Consider the following 20,694-nt stretch of genomic DNA (forward strand, 5'->3'; position numbering starts at 1 on the left):
TTTAAACAAAACCCCGAATTTTTATTGTGATTACTTGATCACCAAAATCTTCCATACTGTTTCTGATACGATGTCATCAACGATGGCTCGTCTGAATTAAGGTTAATCTATGAAACCCGTTATTGCGCTCATTGGTCGTCCAAACGTCGGAAAATCAACGCTATTTAACCAAATCACCAAAAGTCGTGATGCTTTGGTTGCTGACTTCGCTGGTTTAACTCGTGACCGCAAATACGGCGATGCGGTTTATCAGAATAAATCGTTCATTGTTGTCGATACGGGTGGTATTGGTGAGAACGAAGGTGGTATCGACTCTTACATGGCAGAGCAGTCGAAAACGGCCATCCATGAAGCAGACATCATTGTGTTTGTTGTGGATGCGCGTGCTGGCCTTTTGGCGTCAGATGAGCAAATCGCTCGTGAACTTCGTACGCTAGGTAAGAAAGTATATCTGGTTGCCAACAAAGTAGATGGTGTACATGCTGAAGCTGCTCTGGTTGAGTTTTATAAGCTTGGTATGGGTGAGCCATTACAGGTTGCGGCGAGTCATGGACGTGGCGTACAACAGATGCTCGAAGATGTCTTGGCTGAGGTTCCAGAAGATGAGAATCCAGAAGAACATGACAAAGCTACAGGTTTACGCTTAGCCATTATTGGTCGTCCTAACGTAGGTAAATCAACCTTGGTTAACCGCCTGTTGGGTGAAGACCGTGTTGTTGCATTTGACCAACCGGGTACAACACGTGACTCGATTTATATTCCTTATGAGCGCGATGGTCGTCAATATACCTTGATCGATACAGCAGGTGTACGCCGTAAAGGTAAAGTAGAGGAAATGATTGAGAAATTCTCAATCGTGAAAACTTTACAAGCGATTAAAGATGCGCATGTGATTGTGGTGGTACTAGATGCCCGTGAAGGGGTGGTCGAACAAGATTTACATTTGATCGGTTATGCGCTTGAAGCTGGCCGTGCCATGGTGATTGCGATCAACAAATGGGACAACATGACCGAGTATGATCGCAAGCAATGTAAGTTGGATGTAGACCGTCGTTTTGACTTTATTCCTTGGGCCAAAGTTCATTTAATTTCGGCATTGCATGGCACTGGCGTAGGTGAAATGTACCCAACCATCCATCGTGCTTATGACTCATCACATTTAAAAGTTTCTCCTGCGAAACTGACTCAGATTTTGAATGATGCGACTGAAGCGCACCAACCACCAATGATTGGTGGTAAACGAATCAAAATGCGTTATGCCCATATGGGTGGACAGAACCCACCAACCATCGTGATTCATGGTAACAAGGTAGACAAAACACCTGCGGATTATCGTCGTTATCTTGAGAACGTGTTCCGTAAAGTTTATAAACTGGAAGGAACGCCGGTTCGTGTAGATTTCAAAACATCGGATAACCCATTTGAGGGGCGTAAATCTCAAGTCGATGAGCGTGTAGCGGCACGTAAACGTCGTTATGTTCAGAAGTTCAAGAAAGCGGAAAAGAAATTCAAACGTTAAGCTGGTTTTGATGATAAAAGCCCAAAGTTTGCTTTGGGCTTTTTTGCTGCTATTATTTTATTAGTTAATATAAACAATGCATATTTTTGTTTAGTTTGGCTTAGCTTTGGGTTTTATTTAAAATAAATAATATAAGTTATTGAAATATAATAAAAATTATTTTTTGTTAAATTTCGCACCAGTGCTATAATGCCACCGCAAAATTTCTACAAATTGATTATTTTTTAAACCATATTGGATTGTGCATTGCATGTTGAAACTCCATCTAACGCAGCCTCAGTTGATTGATGCACAGCAAAACTATGCTGCGTTGGACGCTATTCCAGCCATGCAGCGTCGCCGTCTATCTGCATTGGCAAAAATGGCATTAAGCAGTGCTTTGACAAGCTTAAATGGTCAACATGTTGATTATATTGTCTGGGCTTCCCGATACGGGGACGAACAAAAAACCTTGGATATTCTCCAAGACGTATTACAACAACAAACACCATCACCAACACAATTTTCAACCTCAGTTCATAATGCAATTGCAGGCTTGTATTCGATTCTATGTCAGGATGCGACGCCCTCGACAAGTTTAAGCTGTGAATGGACGGAAGCATTGATTGAGGCTTATGCAATTTTAAAGTCAACAACTACCGCACAACGTGTGTTGGTGGTGGCATATGATCAAGCTTTACCGAGTGTTTATGCTGATGCGATTGAGTTCTCTACATTTGCTTTGGCGACCGTCGTGAGTTTAGAAAATCCCAATCTGGAAGTTCTACAGCTCAGTGGTTCTGAATCATTAGAAAGTTTAACTTTTTACCAGTTTTGGCAGGCTGCAGAAGTAGGCCAATCGGTGTTGAGATGGAAAAAATGTTAAAGCTGAATCAGATTAAACAGAAAGCCAATTATGCTTGGCGTGTTGCAGCGACAGGTTTCAGCTTTGCTAGTTTTGGTGCGGGTGGAGTTGGGATTGCAACGATTGTGGCTCCCTTGGTTCATTTAAGCAGCCGAAATCCAGTTGTACGTCAGCAGCGCGCGCAGCAGGTAATTCATTACAGCTTTAAGGGCTTTACTGAAATGATGGTCAAACTTGGCGTCATGACCTACTCAGTCGAGGGACTGGAAAAACTGCAACATAGCCGCCAAGAGTTGGTGATTGCCAATCACCCGACCTTGATTGATGTGGTGGTGATGATTGGATTGATGCAGCAGGCCAATTGTGTGGTGAAGCAATCGCTTTGGTCAAATCCGTTTACTCGTGGTCCAGTGCGGAGTGCGGGTTATATTTTAAATGCGGGTTCGCAGCAGTTTATTGAAGACTGTGTGCTTCGATTAAAACAGCAAGGTGCAGCTTCATTACTGATTTTTCCTGAAGGAACGCGAACCGAAAAAGGCGAATGTCTGAATGAGTTCCAACGCGGCGCTGCAAATATTGCGATTCGTGCCAATGTGCCGGTACGTCCAGTTTTGATTAGATGTACACCCTCGACCTTAACCAAAAATGAAAAATGGTATCATGTGCCCGCACAACCTTTTCATATCGAGATTAAGGTACTGGATGCAATTGAAGTCCAAGATATCTTGGCTGATTCAGACGTATCACCGAAACAGGTGCGTCAGTTGAATCAAGGTTTTTATCAAATTTTTAATAATGAGTTATCGAAAAATGAGCAATCTTGCTGATGAATTAAAGCAAATGATTATTGATGTTCTCGCGCTTGAGGATATTGGCATCAGTGATATTGAAACTGAAGCACCATTGTTTGGTGAGGGTTTGGGCTTAGACTCAATTGATGCGCTCGAGTTGGGCTTGGCATTGAAAAAACGCTATAACATCCATTTGAATGCAGAATCAGATGAAACCAAACAACATTTCAAATCAGTTCAAAGTTTAGTGGCTTTGGTTGAAGCGCAGCAAGCAGGTTAAGGAGTAGATCGATGTTAACTCAAGAACAGGTGCTGGCAAAGTTAAGAGAGTGGATGCAGGATTTATTCGAAATTGAACCTGATGATATCCAACTTGATTCCAATTTATATGAAGATCTCGATGTAGACAGCATTGATGCTGTCGATCTGGTGGTGAAAATTAAAGAACTGACCGGCAAGCAAGTCAAGCCAGAAGACTTTAAAGCGGTCAGAACCGTACAGGATGTTGTTGCTGTCATTCAGAACATGACCGCTGAATGAGACATCTCATTAGAGGGGTATTGATCACTTTTTTTGTGTTGTACCCCTTTATTGTTGGATGGAGCCTGTCGCATGGACAGTTCATCTGGGTCAGTGTGTTACTGATCATTTTGGGCGTGAGTCGCTTGCTGAGCGCCAAAAAAGATTTGCTGTTACCGCTGACAGGCTTAGCCATTATTTGTGGTGGACTGAGCCTGATTTTAAAAGATCATGCTTGGCTCAAGCTTTATCCTGTGGGTATGAGTCTTGGTGCGTTGATCATTTTTGCACTGACACTGTATCGACCACCGTCCATGATTGAGCGTTTTGCGCGTCTGATTGAGCCTGATCTGCCAGCCTCTGGCGTAGTATGGACACGGAAAGTCACTGTGGTTTGGTGCTTCTTCTTTGCAATAAATGCCATGATTGCACTGATAACAGTATTTGCACCCATGACGTATTGGATCATTTATAATGGCTTTGTGTCTTACCTATTGATGGGAATCTTATTTCTCGGTGAGTACATCTTGCGAAAAAGACATCAACGTTTAAATCAAACGACCCCTTAAAATATTATGCCTATTTCTTTTTATAATGATGCTGATTCAGCGAATGCGTTGTGTATTAGCTCTGAATTAACAACAATTTCTTATGCCGATTTTTGGCAAGACGTCGCTGAACAAGCCGCTGCAATCAGGGGATTGAGCCAAGAGACTTGGGCATTGTGGGAACCAGATAGTTACCAGTTTTTGCTATTATTTTTTGCAGGCTTATTGGCCAATAAAAAAATCATTTTACCTCCCAATCGTGTTCGAGATTTAGAACAACAATTGGCCCAGCAACAGATTTACTTTCTGAGCCGTCAGCCTGTTGCTGCGACTGTGAATGTAGACGAAAGCTTTGCGCAACTGATTCGTATACAAGATGATGATTTTTTAAATCAGGCTGAGATCATATTCTTTACCTCAGGTTCAACTGGTGAACCGAAAAAGATTGAACGTACTTTGAAGCAACTGCTCAATGAAGTGGTTGGCTTAGCCAGTAGTTTTCAGTTCAAGCAGAAAAGCGTGGCCATTGCGACAGTCAGTCACCAGCATATTTATGGCTTACTGTTCAAACTGCTTTTACCACTCGCAACAGGACGTCATTTTTTTAATCCGCAATTGGCGTTTCCAGAAGATGTCATCCAAGCTCAACAGCGTTTAGCCCAACAAGGGTGGAGCAACTACTTGATTTCCAGTCCAGCTTTATTGAAACGCTGGACGCAGGATCTGGTCTTGCAGCAGTGTGAACTGGTGTTCAGTTCGGGTGGCAAATTAGATGCAGGTGTCCGACCACATTTGAATGTTCCGATTGTTGAAGTACTCGGGAGCTCAGAAACCGGAGGCATTGCACATCGTCAATATGATGATGCGGCATGGACAGCTTTTAATAATGTTGAGATTCAGATTGCTGCAAATACCCAACTCATGGTGCGAAGTAACCATGCAGGTGAGTCCGGCTGGATTATCACGGGCGATGCTGCGGAGTGGATCAATATCGACCATAAGCAATTCAAACTTTTAGGTCGCTTGGACCGTATTATCAAGTTGGAAGAAAAGCGCTTGAGTCTGGATGCGATTGAGCACAGTTTGAATACCTTGCTGGAAGTAGAGCAAAGCCACACACTCTTACTTGAACATCAGCATCGGCAAATTCTGGCAGCGATTGTGGTGCTCAGTGCCGAGGCTCAACAGCAATTAATGACGATAGGTAAACCCGCTTTTGTCAAGCAGTTGAAGCAGCAGCTACAGTATCAGCTGGAAAGCATTGCCATTCCTCGACAGTGGCGTTTTTTGAGCCAGATTCCACAAAATACCCAGTCAAAACGCGATAAAAACTATTTAAAAGCATTATTTAGCCCAATGTTACAGCCTGTCGTATTATCGCAATGGCAACAACAGGATGAGCAGTATTTCAGCCTTGAGTTTCCTGCTGAACTGGAATGTTTTAAGGGACATTTCCCAACTCAGCCGATTTATCCAGGTGTTGGACAGATTGGCTTTATTCAACAGTTTGCGAAGAATAGTTGGTCTGATTTACAGTGGTGTCAGGGGTTTGAGCAATTGAAGTTTCAAAACCTGATTCGTCCTTATGCGGTGGTGCAATTAAAATTAAGTCGTAAATTACATAAAATCAGCTTTGAAATCACCTCTGAGCAACAGGTCTTGGCTTCAGGGCGTTTATTGTTTGCGCTTGAACAGGTTTAGGAGTCCGCTGATGTTGAACTATGGCATTGTTATTCCTGTGTATAACCATCCGCACTATCTTGTTGATCTTGTTGAGTATCTGGAACAATTTCAATGTCCGATTATTCTCGTCAATGATGGCAGTGATGCCGAATGTACGGCGATTCTGCATCAACTGGCACAACAGCATCCATTGGTTGATCTAGTGGAACATCAGACCAACCAAGGCAAGGGCCAAGCGGTCATGACTGGGCTGCAACATGCTTTCCAGTTAGGAATGACACATGCACTGCAACTAGATGCGGATGGTCAGCATTGCTGGGAAGATGTGCCGAAATTTATCGAACAGTCGCAGCAACATCCCCAAGCAATGGTGATTGGTCTGCCGATCTTTGATGATTCAGTGCCGAAAAAGCGTCTGTATGGACGTTATGTCACGCATTTCTGGGTCTGGTTAAACAGCTTGTCTTTCGAAATTAAAGACAGTATGTGCGGTTTCCGAGTCTATCCCTTGGCGAAAACCATAGCTGTACTCAATGCTGCTCAATTCCAACCTCGAATGGGCTTTGATAGTGAAATTTTGGTCCGCTTAAAATGGGAAGATACCCCTTTTGTGAATGTGCCTACACGGGTAATTTATCCTGAACATGGTGTGTCACATTTTAATGTGTGGCGTGATAATCTGGGTTTAAGTCAGGCACATGCTCGATTATTTGCAGGGATGCTGCTGCGCTTTCCAAAACTGATTTGGCATAAGTTTAAGGCGGACTGATGACGATACCGCAAACTTCGCAGGACACATGGCATCAGATAAAGGAACGAGGCGGACTGTTGCCGCTGATGCTGATGCTTGGATTTTATCGCTGTGGCGGACGTTGGCTATGCCGTGTGGTACTGTATTTTATTATTATGTGGTATTGGCTGTTTGCGGTGACAGCTCGACAGGCTTCTTTACAATATTTACAGCGTTTGCATCAATTTGCAGGGTCTCAGTCGCCGTTTGCAGCAATGCCGAACTGGACCAATAGCTATACGCATTTCATGCAGTTTGGTGAGTGTATTCTGGATAAGATTGAGGGCTGGTTAGGGCATATTCCCGAGCAAAAACTGCAATTGTTTGGGCATCAGCACTTCCAGCAACATTACCAAAAAGGTGCGATTATTGTGGTGTCGCACTTTGGCAATATTGAGTTACTGAGGGCGCTAAAGTCAGAGCACCCACAAAAAATTAATGTACTGGTGTATCAAAAGCATGCCTCACAATTTAATCAGTTTTTAAAAAAAATTAATGATAAGGCTGATGTCAATTTAATTGCCGTAGATGAACTCGGCATTGAAACTGCGATGCTGTTACAGGAAAAGATGGAGCAGGGGGAGTGGGTGATCGTGGCGGCGGATCGGATTCCTGTGCAGTCAGATCGAGTGCAAAGCATCCAGTTTTTGGGACATGAGGCTGCATTACCACAAGGGGCATGGATTTTGGCCAATTTACTGAAAGTTCCTGTGCTGGCGGTCTTTTGTTATCGCACCCAGCAGAAGTTTCAGGTGCATATTCATGCGATTGCCGAGCAAGTGGATTTACCTCGAAAAACCCGATTAAGCAGCATGCAACAGATCACCCAATCCTATGTCGCCGTATTAGAACAACATTGCTTACGGGCACCGTATCAATGGTTTAATTTTTATCAGTTTTGGACAAAATAACGTGAATGCAAGTCAAAGTGAAGCAATGCTCAAGCCGGTTCTGATTGTCGGCGAGCAGCCACTCAGTATTGAAGATGTGGTCGCGGTTGCTCGACAACAGCGTCAAGTGGCTTTACCGACAGCAACAGCTTGGCGTGAATTGATTCAGCGTGGTGCAGATTTTCTAGATCAGCTGTTGCTGGATGAAGGCGTGATCTACGGTGTTACCACAGGCTATGGGGATTCATGTCTGGTTGAAATTCCGATGCATCAGGTCAATGAACTGCCTTTGCATCTGTCTCGTTTTCATGGCTGCGGTCTCGGTGAAAATTTGGATTTGATCACTGCCCGTGCGGTGGTGGTGACTCGTCTTTGTTCTTTGGCACGTGGTTATTCAGGGGTGTCTTTGGCCTTGCTGGAACGTCTGGTCTGGATGCTGAATGAAAACATTATTCCAGTGATTCCATCGGAAGGTTCTGTCGGGGCAAGTGGTGATCTGACGCCTCTGTCCTATATTGCAGGTGCTTTGGTAGGGGAGCGTGATGTCTATGCGGAAGGTAAGATTGTGCCGATTGCACAAGTCTATGCTGAACAAGGCTTGGACGCTTTGGTGTTACGCCCGAAAGAAGGCTTGGCACTGATGAATGGTACCGCGGTGATGACGGCGATTGCCTGCTTAAACTATAAAAAAGCAGAGCAGGTGGCATTGGCAAGTACTTTGATTACCGCTTTAAATGTACTGGCACTAGAAGGTAATCCAAGTCATTTTGATGAAGTCTTGTTTGCCCAAAAACCGCATCAGGGTCAGCAACAGATTGCCCAGCAATTACGCGAATGGCTGAACAGTGAAGTGCAGACAGCACACCAAAGTCCACGTTTACAAGATCGTTATTCTTTACGCTGTGCGCCGCATATTATTGGTGTGTTTGAAGATTCAAAAACATGGTTGCGTCAATTTATCGAAAATGAATTAAATTCCAGCAATGATAATCCGCTGATTGATCCTGTGAATTTACGGGTGCTGCATGGCGGGCATTTCTATGGTGGGCATATTGCACAGGCCATGGACAGTTTAAAGATCATGATTGCCAATATTGCGGATCTGATGGATCGCCAAATTGCACAACTGGTTGATCATAAAATGAATCATGGATTGCCGCGTAATCTGACAGGCTCTGGTGCAGACCGCTTACCACTGAATCATGGTTTTAAAGCCGTACAAATCGGGGTGTCAGCTTGGACTGCCGAAGCATTGAAGCATACTTTAGCGGCGTCTATTTTCTCTCGTTCTACTGAATGTCATAATCAGGATAAAGTCAGTATGGGGACCATTGCCGCACGGGATGCAACTCGTGTGATTACCTTGACTCAGCAGGTTTTGGCGGCCTTGTGCTGTGCCAGTGTACAGGCCGTGCATTTGAAAGGTGTTGAATCTCAATTAAGCCCGCCTTTAAAGGCCTTTGTCGAGTGGACCTTACAAAGTTTTGCACTACTGCAAGAAGATCGTCCTTTACAAACTGAACTACAACAGATTATTGATCGTTTCGACAACTTTGAATTGTTCAATCAATTCCAGCAACAGGTCTAGGAGCGACAGATGCAGGCAGATATAATCATTGAAATCCCGTTTCATGATGTGGATACCATGAATGTGGTCTGGCATGGGCATTATTTAAAGTATTTCGAAATTGCGCGTTGTAAGTTATTGGAACAGTTTAATTATAACTATAACCAGATGAGAGCATCGGGCTATGCGTGGCCTGTGATTGAAAGCCATGTGCGTTATGTGCAGGGGATTGAGTTTGAACAGAAAATTAAAGTTCGTGCGATTTTAAAAGAATGGGAAAACCGTTTAAAAATTGAGTATCTGATTCTTGATGCAAACACTGGACGACGTTTAACCAAAGGCTATACCTCGCAAGTGGCTGTGAATATGGAGACCCGAGAAATGTGTTTCCAGTCACCGCAAATTTTATTGGATTGTTTAAATGCATGGGATGCGTTTAAGGAGCACCCGCATGGTTAATTCTAGTTTCCTGAATCTCAATCGCCTTGTTGCATTGATGCAACAGCGTGCTTGCTGGTTATTACTCAGTGTTGCTAGTGTATTGTTCAGCTTGAGTGTTTCCGTATCGGCACATGCGGATCAGGTCTCGACAATTTTTAATCAGCTTGCTAAAAGTGAACTCATCCGCGCCGATTTTGAACAGCAAAAAAAGTTGGCAAGTTTAAACAAGACTTTTGTTTCCAATGGCACACTGACCTTTGCCAAATCTAATGGCGTGCTTTGGCAAATTAAACGACCTGTGCAAGCAGATTTGATCGTAACCCAAAAGAAACTCATCCAGAAAACACAACGAACCTATAGTCAGATCCAAATTGACCAATCACCTTATAGTTCGGTTGCGACCTTGTTTTTGCAACTGATGTCGGGGGATGATAAAGCCTTGGCGAAGAATTTTAATGTGTTATCCGCCAATTACAGCCCGACAGGATGGAATATCGCGTTAACACCTAAATCAGCGCTATTTAAAAAGTTGTTCCTGAGAATTGATGCGCAAGGACAACAGTATGTGAATAAGATTGTGATTCAAGAACAGGCCAATAATAGCACCACGATTTTATTCCGTAATCAAACCACTCAACCGAATCAACTGACGGCTGCTGAAGATGCGCTTTTCCAATTGGCAAAATAAATTTACTGCCATCTGGTTAGTTCTTTTAACCATTGTTGGACTTGCGCTGGCAGTGGCATGGGTCAAAAAAGAGATCCATATCCAGACCAATATTTTTGCTTTGCTGCCTGAAACGCAAAAAAATCCTGAGCTTGCTAAAACACAGCAATATATGAGTGATCAGCTCAATGAAAAAGTCTTTGTTGTTTTAGAAAGTCAGGATCAACAGGCCTTAGCGCAAGCCACTCAGTTGTTTCAACAGAAGTTACTACACAGTGACCTGTGGCAACCGCTTCGACCACAGTTGGATTTAGCACAGTTTTCCAAACAGCTATATCAACATCGGGCAGGTTTGCTGAATCAACAAGACCGACAGTTTTTGCAACAGCAGGATTATGAGGCACTGACCGAACAAAGCCTGATGCAGTTAATGAGTGTCGGGATGCCGATTACCGCGACCTCACTACAGCAAGACCCTTTATTGCTGTTTCCACGCTATATGTTGAGTGTAGCCAATCAGCTTTCAAGCAATGTTGAGCTGGAAGATGGTTTTGCAACCATTCATGATGAGCAAAAGACCTCACGCTTATTGGTTCTGCAATTAAAACAGAGTCCTTATAACATTGATTATCAGGAACAGGTCAGCGCTTGGATTGAACAGTTGCAGCCTGAGCTGAACAAATTGCAGGTTCAATCGCATTGGACGGGGACCATTTTATTTTCTAATTATGGAACCCAGTCGGCCAAGCAGGAAATCTCAACCATTGGCCTCGGTTCGACCTTGGGCTTAATCCTGTTGGTCTGGTTTGGCTTCCGTTCATTCCGACCGCTCATTACTGAATTTATCGCAGTGTCGACGGGGAGCTTATTGGCATTTGCGGTGACACATCTGGTGTTTGGTGAAATCCATCTGATGACCTTGGTTTTTGGCGCCAGCCTGATTGGGGTGTGTGTCGATTTCTCTTTCTATTTTATGGCAATGCAATCGCAGCATCGTAAACTGGATGGATTTAGGATTCTTAGACCGTTGCTGCCAAGCTTATTTATGGGCTTAATGACCACGGTTGTGGCCTATATTTTTCTGAGCTTTACGCCGTTTCCTGCCTTTAGGCAAATTGCGGTATTTTCAATTGTCGGTTTGGTCGCTGCTTGGATCACCAGTGTATTGCTCCTACCGCGCTTAGCTCCGCTGAATGCACAAGCTGCAATTCGACGCTTAGCTTGGATTGGAATGGCCAGACAATGGTTTCAGCAACATCAAAAACTACGCTATGGCTTTATTTTGAGTATCTTGCTGATTGGAGGAGGCAGCCTATTTGCTCTGCAATCCAATGATGATATTCGAAACTTGCAAAGTATGGATGCCAAGCTGAAACAGGAAGATCAATATATTCGTTCCTTGTTTGCCCAGCAGCAAAGCAGTGATTATTTTGTTGTGCGTGCACACTCCAGTGCTGAGCTTGAGCAGCAGGAAGCACAATTGATTGATCAATTGCAGCAATTGCAAACTCAGGGGCAGATTGACGGTTTTCAAGCTTTGGGACAATGGATTCCTCCTTTGGCCCAGCAGCAACAAAATGTGCAGCTACTTCAGCAGATTCCTGCAACCGCACTGAAAAAGTATGCGGAAAGCATGGGGTTGAATTTTGCGGATCTACTGCAATGGCAACAACAATTGCAGCAGCAACCTTTACTCACAGAAAAGGTATTTCAACAACATCCTTTAGCATTTTTACAGCTCAGTCCTACCGAGCGTCTGGTCATGGTTCGTGGGGTTAAACAGGCGCAGCGATTACAGCAATTGGAATCCGCACAGATTGATTTCCAACAACCTGTCAGTACGCTGTCTAGTGCGTTTGCACAGCATCGTCAGCAAGCGCAGCATTTATTGATCTACGCCTTATTGGGACTGGCGCTGGGTTTGGGCTTGGTCTATGGCAAGCGTTCGATTATGCCGCTGGTTTTGCCTGTGACTTTAGCGCTTATCAGTACCTTTGCGGTACAGGCATGGCTAGGTGTGGAAATTAACCTGTTTAGTATTATGGGTACCTTCCTGATTATCGGGATTGGTGTGGATTATGCGATTTTCTATCGGCATGGACATGACCATCCTCAGGTGGTTGGTATGGCGCTGTTTTTGTGTATGATGTCGACCTTATTGGGCTTTGGACTCTTATCATTGAGTCATACTTATGCGATTCATTGTTTTGGTCTAACCGTTTTATTGGGTGTGATTTTTTCATTTGTTTATGCGACTTTGCTTACACCAGCTGATCAGCACCATATTGTGAATTTAGAAGAGCATTAAAAAAATCTAATTTTTAGGGGCAATAATGAAGATGATACAAACAGCCGATGTGGTAATTATTGGTGCTGGACCTTCTGGCAGTTCAGCCGCAGCCTTGCTTCGTCAAAAAGGCTATGCGGTCACGGTGATTGAAAAACAATATTTTCCACGCTTTTCGATTGGTGAGTCTTTATTACCGCAGTGCATGGTGTTTCTAGAAGAAGCGGGCTTATTAGAAACTGTACGGGAACATGTTCAATCCCGCGCATTCCAGTTTAAAAATGGCGCGGCATTTTTGTGTGGTGAAAAACGTAGCCATTATGATTTCACTGAAAAATTTAGCGCGGGGCCTGGTACCACTTGGCAAGTTCGCAGAGCTGATTTCGATCACTTACTGGCTCAACAAGCACAGCAATATGGTGCAGATATTCGTTTTGGACATGAAGTTGTTGCGATCAATGTTGAGGTGGAACACCCTGTTTTAACCGTGCTAGATGAGGCACAGCAGCACTATCAGATTCAAGCCAAGTTTTTATTGGATGCCAGTGGTTTTGGCCGTATCTTACCGAAGTTTCTAGATTTAGAAAGCCCATCCAATTTCCCAGTGCGTCGTGCCTTGTTTACCCATATTGAAGATGGGGTTGGTGATCGTGCTGATTTTGACCGTGACAAAATTTTAATTACCGTACATGAAAAAGACCGTCGTGCTTGGTATTGGCTGATTCCTTTTGCCGATGGTCGTGCTTCCTTTGGTGTGGTGGCAGAGCAGGATTTCTTTGATCATTATCAGGTTGAAGATGCCGCTCAGAATGAACCAGATTTGTTATTGAAACGGATTCTAGCTGATGATGCTGCGTTATCTGAGGTCTTAGCACAGGCGAAATTTGATACGCCTGTACGTACCTTGGTTGGTTATTCGGCAAACGTCAAACATTTGGCTGGTCGGAATTATGCCTTGCTCGGCAATGCAGGAGAGTTTCTCGACCCTGTATTTTCATCGGGAGTGACCATTGCATTAAAATCTTCCAGTCTGGCAATTCCTTTAGTTGATCGAGTGTTGCAAGGTGAACAGGTGGATTGGATGCAGGAGTACGAATTACCGCTGCGTAAAGGGATTAAAGTGTTTCGTGCTTATGTCGAGTCTTGGTACGAAGGCGAGTTTCAGGATGTGGTATTCGCAAGTAATCAAAATGACAACATTCGTCGGATGGTTTCATCATTACTGGCTGGTTATGCATGGGATGATCAAAATCCGATTCATAAAAATGCCAAACGCCGTTTAAGCACCTTGGCCGAGTACTGCCGTGAAGGCGTCGCGCAAGAGAAAGCCTTAGAGGTTTAATATGCAACGGATCTGGATCAACATATTATGCTGTAGCATGTTGCTGTTGAGTGGCTGTCAACTGACGCCCCATGCACAGGGACTAAAAAGCAGTCATTGGCCAGCACAGCAATATCAACGACAAGATCAAGTTGAAGTGCAGTGGAAGAATAAAAGCTTTAGCTTCTTACTGTATCAACAGCAGCAAGGTCAGCAACTCAGTCTGCTTGCTTTGGGTTTAACCGGACAGCCTTTGTTCCAATTACAGTTTGATGGCCAGCAGGTCAAAGTACAGCAACGCATTGATCAGATGCGTTTACTGCCTTTTGAGTTTGTGGTTCGAGATCTGTTATTTGCGACCTATCCTCATTTTGCTCAGTTAGGACAACAGTCTGTTCAGGTACAACAATCTGCAACGCAACAGCAAGTTTTTATTGCTGAAAAGGCTGTACTAGCAATTCAAACTCAAGACAATAGCATTGAGCTTGATAATCTACAGGTACCGTATCGCATGACCTTGAGCCCGATTGAAAATACCTTGAATGGCGATCAATCTGAGCAAGGAGTGCAGCCATGAGTCAATCTTTATCTCAGTTGCAAGCAGTCGGTATTCCCCTCAGTGTCGGGTTATCCGCATTAGGTCAGGATATTCAGCACATCCGTGAAGGTTTAGCGACTCCTGACAATACCCTGACACGGGAAGCAGGTTTTTTAGCGGATCGCGCTGTTTGGGTTGGACGCTATGCAGAGGCATTGATTGAGACTGTGCCTGAATCGCTAAGTCGATTTGACTCGCGGAATCTGCGCTTTGCTTTGACTGCGCTGCAAAAAATTGAGACAGAACTTCAACAGCAGATTGCCAGCATTGATCCAACTCGTTTAAGTATTGTAATGGGTACCTCGACTTCGGGAATATCCGACAGTGAGCTGTTACTGAAACAGTATTTTGATGGTAATGCTGCCATTGAAATTATGCATCAACCGCAAGAAATGGGTTGTCTGGCAAAAGCTCTGCAACATTATCTAGACTGGCAGGGCGCTGCTTATACCATTTCGACAGCCTGTTCTTCCAGCGCCAAAGCCTTTGCCGCAGGGCAACGTTTAATTCAGGCGGACTTAGCTGATGCCGTATTGGTCGGTGGGGTGGATACCTTATGCCAACTGACCTTAAATGGTTTTAACAGTTTGGAAAGTTTATCGGCAGATATTTGCCAACCCTGCGGTATCAATCGTGATGGTATTAATATTGGCGAAGCCGCGGCTTTATTTTTACTGACCAAAGCCTCCGCACCGATCATGTTATATGGTGTGGGTGAATCGATGGATGCATGGCATATTTCTGCGCCGCATCCTGAAGGTCTAGGTGCAGCGACCGCGATGCAGCGCGCCTTGGACAGTGCAGCGATAACAGCGCAAGAGGTGGGATATATCAATTTGCATGGAACTGCCACACCGCAAAATGATGCGATGGAAATCAAAGCTGTTCGACAAGTCTTTCAAGGCTTGAATGTGTCCTTAAGTAGCACCAAGCATAAAACTGGACATTGTTTGGGAGCGGCGGGTGCGATAGAAGCTTTTATCTGTACCCAACTATTAAAAGATCAAAGCGGCTTGCCTTTGCATCAACAGGTTGAGCTTGATCCTGAGCTGGCGGATCAAAACTATGTCACAGATGCTCGGCAGACAGAGAACATTCGCTATGTATTGAGTAATTCTTTTGCCTTTGGTGGCAGCAATATCAGCTTGTTATTTGGGGTACAGCACTAAATGAAATTAGATGCGATTGAATATATTCCACATCAACAACCTATGATCTTTATTGATCATTTGCTCGAAGTCAAAGACGGTTATGCGATTGCCGAATTGACCATTCGTCCTGAATTAATGTTCTGTGAAGCAGTGGGTTTACCGACGTGGACAAGTATTGAAATTATGGCGCAAACCATTAGTGCCTATTCAGGTTGGATGGGGCAACAATTACAGCAAGCACCAAAAGTGGGGTTTTTGTTGGGAACACGCAAGCTACATTTACCCTTTGCGTATTTTGCGCTTGGACAGACCTTGAGGATTCGGGTCGAGCAGCAATACCTGCATGAAGGTCTGGGGCAGTTTTCTTGCGAGATTGATGGTGCTGAGCAGGTGATCAGTGCCTTACTCAGTGTTTATGAACCGGCTGATCAATCGACATTGGCATTATAGTTTTAGGAACAACAATGAATAGAAGAATATTGGTCACGGGTTCAAGTCGTGGCATTGGTAAAGCAATCGCATTGCAATTGGCTCAGGCGGGTTTTGATGTGACTATTCATGCTCGTTCACGTGAGGCTGAAGCAGCTCAAGTGGTTGAGCAGATTCAAAAACTTGGGCAAAACAGTCATTATTTATTATTTGATGTGAATGAACGTGAGCATGTCAAAAGCTTATTAGAACAAGATGTAGAACAGCATGGTGCTTTTTATGGGGTAGTACTAAACGCCGGTCTTACTCATGACGGTGCTTTCCCTGCGTTGACGGATCAGGACTGGGATGAGGTCATTTCGACCTCTTTAGACGGTTTTTATAATGTGCTTAAACCCTTGATCATGCCAATGATCCATTTACGCAAAGGTGGCCGAATCGTGACGCTTTCTTCGGTCTCGGGCATTATGGGCAATCGTGGGCAAGTGAATTATAGCGCAGCCAAAGCGGGCTTGATTGGGGCAACCAAGGCATTGGCTTTGGAATTGGCCAAGCGCAAAATCACGGTGAACTGTGTGGCACCTGGTCTGATTGAAACGGAAATGGTCACCGATGAAGTTAAAGAACATGCATTAAAAATGATTCCAATGCAGCGCATGGGGCAGGTGGATGAAGTGGCGGCTGTGGTGAAATTTCTCTGTTCAGATGAAGCCTCTTATATTACCCGTCAGGTGATTTCGGTCAATGGAGGACTGATTTGATGAAGCGTGTTGTGGTTACAGGCATGGCAGGAATTACCTCGCTGGGTGAAAATGCGGATGACATCTTTGCTCAATTCCATGCGGGTAAAAGCGGTATTTGCTATATGTCCGAGTGGGAGCAATATCCAGATTTAAGAACCAAGCTTGCAGGCCCAGTAACAGATTTTCAAGTTGCCAAGCATTTTAACCGTAAGGTGACACGAGGCATGGGGCGTGTCGCATTAATGTCAGTTATCAGTGCTGAGAATGCCTTGCAAGATGCAGGCTTAATCGGTCATGAGATATTGAGCAGCGGTGAGGCTGGTGTGGCCTTTGGCTCATCTGCAGGCAGTGTGGATGCGGTGCGCGAGTTTGGCAATATGCTGATTGATCAAGACATGAGTAAGATCAATGCCACCACCTATATCCGTATGATGTCACATACCAGTGCTGTGAACATGACGGTTTATTTCGGTCTGAAAGGGCTTACTTTGCCAACCTCGAGTGCATGCACCTCAGGTTCAATGGCGATTGGTCAGGCCTATGAAGCGATTAAATACGGTAAACAAACCTTGATGTTGGCCGGTGGGGCGGAAGAGCTGAGTGCCGCAGGTGCCGCCGTTTTTGATGTTTTATTGGCGACCAGTGGGATGAATGATCATCCTGAAAAATCACCACGACCGTTTGATACACGACGAGATGGCTTGGTGATTGGTGAGGGCGCTGGTTGTTTAATTCTTGAAGAATATGAACATGCCAAGCAGCGCGGCGCCACCATTTACGCCGAGATCATTGGCTATGCGAGCAATACCGATGGGCAGCATGTGACCAAGCCTGATAGTGAGCGGATGGGGCAATGCATGCAAATGGCATTGAAAGATGCGCAGCTGGATGCCAGCCAGATTGATTACGTCAATGCGCATGGTACTTCAACCGATCAAGGTGACATCGCTGAAAGCCAAGCTACGGCAAGGATTTTAGGGCGTAAACCCATCAGCTCATTAAAGAGTTATTTTGGGCATACCTTGGGGGCGTGTGGGGCAATTGAAGCTTGGTTGGGTATAGAAATGATGCTGCGTGGGGAATTGATTCCAACCTTGAATCTGGATGAAATTGATCCACAATGTGGTGACTTAGATTATATTACTCAGCAAGTGAGGGCGAGTGAGATCAATATCATGATGAGCAATAACTTCGCTTTTGGTGGGATTAATACCTCACTTATTTTTAAACGAACAACATAACAAGCAAGGGGCATCATAATGTCAATCAAACAACTATTCTTAGCAACTGTCTTAACAGCTGGTTTTGCTTCATCTGTTCAAGCTGCGGATACCGTGCATAATCTGGATTTTAAAGCGGCGGTAGACCGTGCAGTTGCTGATGGAACGCTAGATGGAACAGTAAAGTTTTATCTTAAAGGTACTAAATCAGGTGGAAAAGTATTAGAACAAGATATCGTCACCAATCAGAAAACCAATGGTTTTGGTAAGTCAGCTGAAAAGTCATGTGATTGGGTGCTTCGTTCGGCATTAATCCAGTTAGACAAAGCAGCAAAAGCGCGTGGTGCCAATGCAGTGACCAATATCGTGAGTTATTTTAAAAAGAATGAATCACAAAATTCGACCACTTATCAATGCTATAAAGGTATGGCAGTGGCGAGCGTTGCACTGAAAGGCGATATTGTGAAGTTTTAAGTGATTTGATCAGGTTGAGCCAATGACGCTACGTGAAATTGAAATCCATGTTCAGGCATTGGCACAACTGCTTGAAAAGCCCAAAACCGATTTTGCTGATTTAAGCAGCTTTAACCATTATAAAAAACAGCAGATCAGGGACTATCGTAATCATCTGTTGGCGCAACGACTGCAAAGTGATGTTGCTGCGCTCAGTTTTTCCAAACATGAACATGGTAAGCCCTTTCTAAGTTCGCATGCATTACATTTTAACCATACCCATAGCCAGCAATATTATGCCTTGGCGATGAGTGAACGGGTCAAAGATCTTGGGATTGATGTCGAAGAATTGGATCGTAAAGTGCGTTTTGATGCCTTGGCAAAACATGCTTTTCATACCGAAGAATACCAAACTTGGCTGCAGCAAGATCAGGACCCAGAATATTGGCTGCGGGTCTGGACCACCAAAGAGGCGGTATTGAAAGCGTCAGGTCTTGGTATTCGTTTAGACCTGAATAGTTTGAATACGCAGGTGCATCCCTCTGATCAGGGCGGCATGTGTTCGCATCCATTGATTGGCACTTTTGCTTACCAGAACTTTATCCTGAACCAGAAAATCGTGGTCACCATTGCATGGCGGGCAGAGCAGTCTTGCCGAGGTTTTCAGTTTCCAAAAATTCAGATCATTCAGCATTAGAGACCAACTACCATCAATGCAGTTATTGATGGTTTTGAGGAAGATTTAAGCTTTGCTGATGATGGATACTCTTTGCTTTTAAAACGACACTTTCCCGAGAGAGGCGATAGTAAAAACTGCTGCCAAGCATAACGCCAATAAACCAGTTGAAGGGCGCCAAAAACTGAAAACTCGGAATAAGAACCAACAGCAGGCCGATACTGACTGCTGCCACTAAGCTCATCACCGCTTTTTTATTGATGCCTTTTTGATAGTAATAGGCTGCAGTGGGTTGATCGCTGAATAAGTCATCGACCCGTACTTTTTGTTTGTTAATCAGATAAAAGTCAGCAAGTAGAATACCAAACAGTGGACCGATAAAAGCCGCTAAAGTATCAAGGGTATAGTGAATCAGTTCTGGGGAATTAAATAAATTCCATGGGGTGATAAAGATGGAACCGATCGCTGCAATCATGCCTGCTCTGCGAAAATTAAGAAAACGAGGCGCGAGATTAGAGAAGTCAAAACCTGCTGAAACGAAATTCGCCACAATATTAATGCCAATGGTCGCAGTTAATACCGTCAATAAACCGAGCACCACCACCAATCCGTTATCGATCATGGCAACCGTTTCGAGTGGATCATGTACCATTTTTCCAAAAACACTAAAGGTACCAGAAACAATCATCACCACAATGATGGCAAAGAAAATAAAGTTAAACGGCAGTCCCCAGAAGTTCCCTTTTTTAACCTGTTGCATATCTTTGCCATAACGGGAGAAATCACCAAAGTTGAGTAAGGGACCTGAGAAATAAGACACCACCAATGCAATGGCCACAATAGTTTGCATGATCTGCTGATTGACGCTGAGCTGTTTATCACTGAGATTAAAGGAAATATTATGCCAACCCGCTTTCCACACCAACCATAATGCCAGCGCTAACATCACCACATAGACCATTGGACCTGCCCAATCGATGAAGACCTTGATGGTGTCCATGCCTTTCCAGAAAACCAATGCTTGTATCGCCCAAATAAAACCAAAACAGATCCAGCCAATCGTACTTAGACCTGCAAACTCTGTCAGTGTAAGCGGGTGTAAGGCTGGATAGAACTTAAGTAGAATCATCATCAGGGCATTGGATGCCAACCAGGTTTGAATGCCGTACCATGAAACTGCAATCAGGCCGCGAATTAAGGCAGGAATATAGGCCCCATAAATCCCGAAGGCTTGGCGAGAGATGACGGCATAGGGAACCCCTGAAATTTGACTGGGCTTTGCGACCAAGTTCGCCGCAACTTGAACAATCACGATACCAATGAGTAAGGCAAGCAGAACTTGCCAGCTGGCAAGACCGAGTGAAAATAAGCTCGCTGCGACCACATAGCCGCCCATACTATGCACATCGGACATCCAAAAGGAAAAGATGTTGTACCAAGTCCAATTTTGTTGCGCAGGGATGAGATCTTCATTGGAGAGTTTAGGACTATAGTTCGGGTTATCGCTCATGACGGGTCTTCAAGATAAACAACTGTTCAGACCAGTGATGCAGAAAT

The 20,694-nt window shown here is 44.3% G+C and carries 22 protein-coding genes; 21 read left to right on the forward strand and 1 reads right to left on the reverse strand.

Annotated features, from left to right (window positions below; translation table 11 throughout):
* Positions 1-109: 109 nt before the first annotated feature.
* From der to F885_RS02395, 21 genes are all read left to right on the forward strand, one after another.
* On the forward strand, positions 110-1,519 hold the full coding sequence (der, locus tag F885_RS02495) for a ribosome biogenesis GTPase Der (RefSeq protein ID WP_004802653.1): 1,410 nt from the start codon (positions 110-112) through the stop codon (positions 1,517-1,519).
* A 250-nt stretch (positions 1,520-1,769) separates the two neighbouring features.
* On the forward strand, positions 1,770-2,384 hold the full coding sequence (locus F885_RS02490) for a beta-ketoacyl synthase chain length factor (RefSeq protein WP_005322315.1): 615 nt from the start codon (positions 1,770-1,772) through the stop codon (positions 2,382-2,384).
* Positions 2,369-3,190 carry a lysophospholipid acyltransferase family protein gene (locus F885_RS02485; protein ID WP_085942831.1) on the forward strand — a complete coding sequence of 274 codons (822 nt, stop codon included), beginning with the start codon at positions 2,369-2,371 and terminating at the stop codon, positions 3,188-3,190. The genes F885_RS02490 and F885_RS02485 overlap by 16 nt, the downstream gene beginning before the upstream one ends.
* The gene (locus tag F885_RS02480) at positions 3,174-3,434 is read left to right on the forward strand and encodes a phosphopantetheine-binding protein (RefSeq protein ID WP_005206340.1); all 261 of its coding nucleotides are present in this window, start codon (positions 3,174-3,176) and stop codon (positions 3,432-3,434) included. Before F885_RS02485 ends, F885_RS02480 begins: the two co-directional genes overlap by 17 nt.
* An 11-nt stretch (positions 3,435-3,445) precedes the next feature.
* The gene (locus F885_RS02475; RefSeq protein ID WP_004802664.1) at positions 3,446-3,694 is read left to right on the forward strand and encodes an acyl carrier protein; all 249 of its coding nucleotides are present in this window, start codon (positions 3,446-3,448) and stop codon (positions 3,692-3,694) included.
* Entirely contained in the window at positions 3,691-4,242 is a 552-nt protein-coding gene (locus tag F885_RS02470; protein WP_005322318.1) for a COG4648 family protein, read from the forward strand. Before F885_RS02475 ends, F885_RS02470 begins: the two co-directional genes overlap by 4 nt.
* Before the next feature lie 6 nt (positions 4,243-4,248).
* On the forward strand, positions 4,249-5,922 hold the full coding sequence (locus F885_RS02465; protein WP_005322329.1) for an ApeI family dehydratase: 1,674 nt from the start codon (positions 4,249-4,251) through the stop codon (positions 5,920-5,922).
* A gap of 10 nt (positions 5,923-5,932) precedes the next feature.
* Entirely contained in the window at positions 5,933-6,673 is a 741-nt protein-coding gene (locus tag F885_RS02460; protein ID WP_005322330.1) for a glycosyltransferase family 2 protein, read from the forward strand.
* Positions 6,673-7,605, forward strand: coding sequence for an LpxL/LpxP family acyltransferase (locus F885_RS02455; RefSeq protein WP_005322331.1), 933 nt, complete (start codon positions 6,673-6,675; stop codon positions 7,603-7,605). The genes F885_RS02460 and F885_RS02455 overlap by 1 nt, the downstream gene beginning before the upstream one ends.
* A 25-nt stretch (positions 7,606-7,630) precedes the next feature.
* A complete protein-coding gene (locus F885_RS02450; RefSeq protein ID WP_032859852.1) occupies positions 7,631-9,172 on the forward strand; it encodes an HAL/PAL/TAL family ammonia-lyase in 1,542 nt (513 codons plus the stop codon).
* Positions 9,173-9,181: 9 nt separating this feature from the next.
* Positions 9,182-9,610, forward strand: coding sequence for an acyl-CoA thioesterase (locus tag F885_RS02445; RefSeq protein ID WP_005322339.1), 429 nt, complete (start codon positions 9,182-9,184; stop codon positions 9,608-9,610).
* A 37-nt stretch (positions 9,611-9,647) separates the two neighbouring features.
* A complete protein-coding gene (locus F885_RS02440; RefSeq protein ID WP_032859854.1) occupies positions 9,648-10,280 on the forward strand; it encodes a LolA family protein in 633 nt (210 codons plus the stop codon).
* Complete coding sequence (locus tag F885_RS02435; protein ID WP_005322342.1) at positions 10,255-12,567, forward strand: MMPL family transporter; 2,313 nt, start codon at positions 10,255-10,257, stop codon at positions 12,565-12,567. Before F885_RS02440 ends, F885_RS02435 begins: the two co-directional genes overlap by 26 nt.
* A 25-nt stretch (positions 12,568-12,592) precedes the next feature.
* A complete protein-coding gene (locus F885_RS02430) occupies positions 12,593-13,888 on the forward strand; it encodes an NAD(P)/FAD-dependent oxidoreductase (protein ID WP_005322344.1) in 1,296 nt (431 codons plus the stop codon).
* Between the two features lies 1 nt (position 13,889).
* Entirely contained in the window at positions 13,890-14,444 is a 555-nt protein-coding gene (locus tag F885_RS02425; protein ID WP_005322345.1) for a DUF3261 domain-containing protein, read from the forward strand.
* Positions 14,441-15,634, forward strand: a complete 1,194-nt coding sequence (locus F885_RS02420) for a beta-ketoacyl-[acyl-carrier-protein] synthase family protein (RefSeq protein WP_005322347.1) — start codon at positions 14,441-14,443, stop codon at positions 15,632-15,634. The genes F885_RS02425 and F885_RS02420 overlap by 4 nt, the downstream gene beginning before the upstream one ends.
* Positions 15,635-16,066 carry a hotdog family protein gene (locus F885_RS02415; protein WP_005322349.1) on the forward strand — a complete coding sequence of 144 codons (432 nt, stop codon included), beginning with the start codon at positions 15,635-15,637 and terminating at the stop codon, positions 16,064-16,066.
* 14 nt (positions 16,067-16,080) lie between these two features.
* On the forward strand, positions 16,081-16,806 hold the full coding sequence (locus F885_RS02410; RefSeq protein WP_005322351.1) for a 3-ketoacyl-ACP reductase FabG2: 726 nt from the start codon (positions 16,081-16,083) through the stop codon (positions 16,804-16,806).
* Positions 16,806-18,029: a beta-ketoacyl-ACP synthase gene (locus F885_RS02405; protein ID WP_005322353.1), complete on the forward strand. Its 1,224-nt coding sequence runs from the start codon at positions 16,806-16,808 to the stop codon at positions 18,027-18,029. The genes F885_RS02410 and F885_RS02405 overlap by 1 nt, the downstream gene beginning before the upstream one ends.
* Positions 18,030-18,047: 18 nt before the next feature.
* Positions 18,048-18,482 (forward strand): hypothetical protein, encoded by a 435-nt coding sequence (locus F885_RS02400; RefSeq protein WP_005322355.1) that lies wholly within the window; start codon positions 18,048-18,050, stop codon positions 18,480-18,482.
* Between the two features lie 22 nt (positions 18,483-18,504).
* A complete protein-coding gene (locus tag F885_RS02395; protein WP_005322358.1) occupies positions 18,505-19,158 on the forward strand; it encodes a 4'-phosphopantetheinyl transferase family protein in 654 nt (217 codons plus the stop codon).
* 22 nt (positions 19,159-19,180) lie between these two features.
* On the opposite strand, the gene F885_RS02390 is transcribed toward F885_RS02395, so the two are convergent.
* Positions 19,181-20,647 carry an NCS1 family nucleobase:cation symporter-1 gene (locus F885_RS02390; RefSeq protein ID WP_005322360.1) on the reverse strand — a complete coding sequence of 489 codons (1,467 nt, stop codon included), beginning with the start codon at positions 20,645-20,647 and terminating at the stop codon, positions 19,181-19,183.
* Positions 20,648-20,694: the final 47 nt, after the last annotated feature.

Origin of the sequence: Acinetobacter higginsii (assembly GCF_000369845.1) — a bacterium.
Classification (GTDB): Bacteria; Pseudomonadota; Gammaproteobacteria; order Pseudomonadales; family Moraxellaceae; genus Acinetobacter; species Acinetobacter higginsii.